Source organism: Mesorhizobium sp. M7A.F.Ca.ET.027.03.2.1, from assembly GCF_003999175.1.
Taxonomy (GTDB): Bacteria; Pseudomonadota; Alphaproteobacteria; order Rhizobiales; family Rhizobiaceae; genus Mesorhizobium.
In genome coordinates, this window is record NZ_RZOM01000376.1 from 1 (window position 1) to 5,214 (window position 5,214).

Genomic DNA, 5,214 nt, shown 5'->3' on the forward strand with positions numbered 1-5,214 from the left:
GAACAGGGGAGCGTGATCGAGAATTTTTTCAGCCGACTGCGGCATGATGATTACCTCTTTTGCATCTGGCTGCGCGGGACGGCAGCTCAGGACGTCAAGACGTTCCAGGCTCCGGCGGATCAGAGGCCGCGGGAGTTCACCGTCTCAGTGGGAGACTGGGGCTGAAGCAAATGTTTATTCGGCAGCCATCGCCCGCTCATCGCCCCGGCTTCTTTTCCAAGGCGCGTGGAATAGGTCCCAGACCGGGTTGTTAATGGCGAGATCCACATCACGTGCGAAAATGGCAAAGCCATCGTAGCCGTGATACGGGCCTGAATAATCCCAGGAATGCATCTGGCGGAACGGTATGCCCATCTTCTGCACCGGGTATTTTTCTTTGATTCCCGAGCCGACCAGATTTGGGCGAATCCCTTCGATGAATTTCTCCAACTCATAGCCGGTCACGTCATCGTAGATCAGCGTGCCGTTCTTCACGTAGTGGCCGGTGCGCTGATAGTCGTCGCTGTGGGCGAATTCATAGCCGGTGCCCACGATGACCATGCCGAGGTCCTCGTAGGCCGTGACGACGTGGCGGGGGCGCAGGCCGCCCACATAGAGCATCACGGTATTTCCTTCCAGGCGCGACAGGTACTTGGCGATGACCGCATCAACAAGCGGCCTGTACTTGGCAATGACCTTTTCGGTCTTCTCCTCGATTTCCGGCCCAAAATGCTTGGCTATGTTGCGCAGAGAGGCTTCGATCTGGGAGGGACCGAAGAAATTGTACTCCATCCAGGCGACGCCATACTTTTCCTCCATATGCCGACAGATGTAATTCATCGACCGGTAGCAGTGGATAAGATTGAGCTTAGCCTTCGGGGCGCGCTCGATCTCTGCGAGTGTGGCGTCACCCGACCAGTTGCCAACCACGCGCAGCCCTATCTCCTCAAGCAGTATGCGCGAGGCCCAGGCATCGCCGCCGATATTGTAGTCGCCGATGACGTTGACGTCGTAGGGGCCGGCCTCGAACTTGACATCCTTTTTGTCGAAGACCCAATCCCGGATTGCATCATTGGCGATGTGGTGGCCAAGCGACTGCGAGACGCCGCGGAAGCCCTCGCAGCGTACCGGCACGATCGTCTTGTCATACTCCTTGGTCTTTTTGCGAGAAACGGCCTCGGTGTCATCGCCAATCAGGCCGATAGGGCATTCGGACTGCACGGTGATGCCGTTGTTGAGCGGAAACAAGACTTCAATCTCGTCAATGATCTGTTCCAGCTTCTTGTCGCCGCCGAAGACGATGTCCTTCTCCTGGAAATCGGAGGTGAACTGCATTGTCCCGAACGTGTCGACGCCCGTTGTACCGACGTAGTAGTTGCGGCGCTGCGACCAAGAATATTGGCCGCAGCCGACCGGGCCGTGCGAGATATGGACCATATCCTTGACTGGCCCCCACACCACGCCTTTCGAACCAGCATATGCACAGCCGCGAATCGTCATCACCCCGGGAATGGACTTGATGTTCGATTTGACGTCGCATTCGGAAAGGACCTCGCTTTCCCCGCCAGCCTCGTTGCCGCTCTTTGCGACGTTGAGGTGCTTCTTGCGGCGCTTCGCCGCCTTGTCGGGATAATGCGACAGCACCTCTTCGATAAGCTTCGCATGAAGAGCACCGTCATTCTCGTATTCCCGGCTCATGAGTCCCCCTTTCAAGGTTGGGTGACGCCTCAAAGAATAGGCGCCGTTCTCTGCAAGGCGCGCCGATTCATGGCAGCGCTAATGTCACTACTGGGCCGCCGCCTTCGCCGCTTCCTTGGAGTGAAGCTCGGCAAGCATCTGCTCGTCGGTCTTCATGATGCCGAAGTCGAGCAGCATCTCCTCCAGCTCCTCCATGGTGATCGGCGTCGGGATCGTACCCTGGCCCGAATTGGCGTGGATCTTCTCGGCCAGAGCGCGGTATTCCCCTGCCTGCTTTGAGTCCGGCGCGTACTGGATCACCGACATCTTCCTGAGTTCGGCATGTTGGACGATGTTGTCGCGGGGCACGAAGTGGATGAGCTTGGAATTCAATCGGCCAGCCAGTGCTTCGGCCAGATCGAGTTCGCGGTCGGTTTGACGTTCATTGCAGATCAGCCCGCCCAGCCGCACACCGCCCGAATGGGCATATTTGAGGATGCCCTTGGCGATGTTGTTGGCGGCATAGAGCGCCATCATCTCGCCGGACATGACGATATAGATCTCCTGGGCCTTGCCTTCGCGGATCGGCATGGCGAAGCCGCCGCATACCACGTCGCCGAGGACGTCATAGGAGACATAATCGACATCGTCATAAGCGCCATTCTCCTCGAGGAAATTGATCGAGGTGATGACGCCGCGGCCGGCGCAACCGACACCCGGCTCGGGGCCGCCGGACTCCACGCACTTGATGCCTCTGTAGCCCACCTTGAGCACGTCCTGGAGTTCGAGGTCTTCCACCGAACCTTCCTGTGCGGCGAGATCCAGGACGGTATCCTGAGCTTTCGAATTCAGGATCAAGCGTGTGGAATCGGCTTTGGGGTCGCATCCTACGATGAGGATTCTCTGCCCGAGGTCGACAAGGGCAGCGAGCGTATTTTGGGACGTGGTGGACTTGCCGATGCCGCCTTTTCCGTAAAAGGCGATCTGACGCAGACCTGACATAATAGCTTTCCTTCCTTCGTTCTAATCATCGCGACTGCCCGCGACACAAGTGCCGATAGGCAGCTCGTGCCGCCTCACACCAAGCATCGCAAAAAGCGTACCAGCGTGATCGGCCGATCCCAGAAAAAACTTTGTCATTAAATTCCAGCCGCTTAGACGGCGGCAAAACGCGCGAACGGGCCTTTCAGGCGTCTGTCACGGACACGACAAAGCCGACACAGATTGTCGTGCGCCATCCAAACCGCCGTGTGTCGAGCTCGAAGCGGGAGAATGGGGAAGTTAGCCCAAAGCTGATGGCGAGACCATCGGAAGACATCGGCTCTTGTCTTTCCAGCCTGCCATTGATCGGGCGGTCGCTGGATGAGCAGGAGCCTGGGGCTTGACCGCGGCGCGGGTAGTTCAGGCAGGCTTACAGAGCGGGAACGCCGGCGGCCGATAGACATCCGCGCTTAACCTTTCATAGCCCGTCTACAAGTTGGTTCCGCCGACGCGCTATATGGAAGCCAAATAATTCAGTAGCTTAGCCGAGAGCATTGATTTTTTCAGAAAGATACGTGTTATACGCGTACGAACCGCCGAACCCATGGTCGGCGCCCTCATGCGCGTGAGACCCCGTTGTGGGCGAGGCTCGCGACTGGCTGCACGATCCTAGCCGGCCTGCTTGCCATTGAGTTTGGTCCCGCCGCGGTAGGCTGCGGCATCAAGGGCAACATCAGCTACAACACTGGCAAGAAGATTATCACGTTCTTGGACAGGAATCTTACTGGGAGACACGCATCAACAGGCGGGCGGGCGGGCTTCGAGAGGTTAGTGTCGCGGCAGCTTGCAGATCTGCCCACGGGGCCGCCACGATCGCAAAGTGTGTACAAAAGCGCCCTCTCTGCCGAACTGAACAGTGCTCACGGCCATAGCCTCGGATGAGCCCGACTGGCTTGACCTCTGCATGATGAGAGCAGCTTTTACACCAGGTGCGCAGCACATGTCTTTAACGAACGCATCGTCTTCAAGAATATAGAGAGCAATTCGGAAAACCGAGTAGTTGGCGGCGAAGCTAGGAGAAGGTATACACCACCCTCTTGTTACCCCAGAGTAGAACGTGCAGCTGCGGCAAGACGCGGGCTTCGAACCACCTGTCGCTGGTCACCTTTTCTACCAGCGATTCCATGCGCATCATATTCCGTCGGACTCGACAGAGACGTCTTCATTACCACGGCGGGGCGGCGTGTGATTGCCGGGTTGCAGACAAACCTCGCCGCGACGTCTTTGGGACGAGTGGTGTCGGCACCGAATCCCTATCATTTAGACTAGCCAGCTTGGGGAGCGCCGTCAGACCGCCAGACCGGAAGAGGAGGCTTCGCGCCAACTTGTGCCAAGAATGTTGGACCGTGCGGAACCGCTGGGGCGGCGCTCAACTCTGGCGCAGGATGAAGCGTCGATTGGGTGAATGAATAGGGCGCGCGTTCGACGGGTAGAGGGAGGCAAATCGCTGGATGTCTGCCGGATCAACGTCAACCGGTTCCATCGCCACCATCCACTCGACGTTTTCGGTGCACGGCGGCGTCGTCAGTGAGCCCTCATAAGTCCAATAGCCAAGCGAGGCTGGCAGAAGCCAGTTGGGATTCACCTCGTCGATCGTCACCTCCCCATTCGGCAGTTCGGGAAAGGCCGCAGCAAGGGCAGCAAAGCTGGCATTTGTCGCGCCGGGCGTTAAAAAGACGCCCAGCACGCCCAGAGTACCACTTTGCGTGTCCTTGTGAACGAAATGCACCTCCATCGGGAAGCTCTTGCCCGCCACGTGATGTTCGCTTGGCGCATGGAAATGGAACTGTACCAGTTCGTAGACACGATCGCTGCGGGTCAGCGTGCTGCCTTGTGGCATATTGATTTGAATGGTGTGGCCGTTGTTCACCATATTGCCGCCGCCCTTGTGCCAGCCGATGGCGATATGCGGGATATCCGCCTTGACCGCGCTGTTGATATTGATCGGCGATTGCTGCGTGCCGGCAGAGCATACGAAATTTTCCTTATCCAGATCAGCCCAGTGCTCCGGTCCGACCGGACCGGTGTACCCCCAATGGGCACTGGTCGCTTGGGCGGCTTGAACGCAAATCCGGCATGCGCCGAGCGCAACCAACCCTTTGATCAGGTGACGACGATACATATTACTTTTGCTCCTCTTGCGAACTGATGTTGGTGGCTGCCCTAATGGACGCGTGATGGCCAATCGGCGCGGCCAGTATTGTCCTTTGCAACTGATAGATGCCCGCATGCCTTGGCGTGCTTTCATAAGTGCGGCTGCCGTTTCTCGGCTGGCCGGCTTCTGCAGCCCGCAACGGGAGCAGTTTCAACCAGCTAAACGATAAAAAATTTGAGCAGACCAGCGCTTGCCCCCCGCCGCAAAGGCACAGGCGAAGGTGATCACTGCGCGGCTGCCGTTCGCGCCGGAGGCCGCATCGCTATACTTTACACTCGCTGCCCAAGGAGACGCAGGCGACCCTAATACGTTTTCATCGCTACTCCCGACGCAGCCGACCCACGCCACGAAAACGTTGCTAT

The 5,214-nt window shown here is 58.0% G+C and carries 4 protein-coding genes and 1 pseudogene; all 5 read right to left on the minus strand.

The annotated features are described in order from the left end of the window. Window positions 1-174 precede the first annotated feature (174 nt). Window positions 175-1,677 (minus strand): nitrogenase molybdenum-iron protein alpha chain, encoded by a 1,503-nt coding sequence (nifD, locus tag EN750_RS17430; RefSeq protein WP_024505262.1) that lies wholly within the window; start codon window positions 1,675-1,677, stop codon window positions 175-177. Between the two features lie 87 nt (window positions 1,678-1,764). Further along, a complete protein-coding gene (gene nifH / locus EN750_RS17435; protein WP_024505261.1) occupies window positions 1,765-2,658 on the minus strand; it encodes a nitrogenase iron protein in 894 nt (297 codons plus the stop codon). A 1,051-nt stretch (window positions 2,659-3,709) separates the two neighbouring features. Then, window positions 3,710-3,906 (minus strand): annotated as a pseudogene (locus EN750_RS40800) (7-carboxy-7-deazaguanine synthase QueE); the annotation flags it as partial. A 160-nt stretch (window positions 3,907-4,066) separates the two neighbouring features. Further along, on the minus strand, window positions 4,067-4,819 hold the full coding sequence (locus EN750_RS17445) for a carbonic anhydrase (protein WP_126063825.1): 753 nt from the start codon (window positions 4,817-4,819) through the stop codon (window positions 4,067-4,069). Between the two features lie 183 nt (window positions 4,820-5,002). Further along, window positions 5,003-5,214: hypothetical protein (locus EN750_RS39970; protein ID WP_210212750.1), on the minus strand; the 212-nt coding region annotated here is incomplete at its 5' end.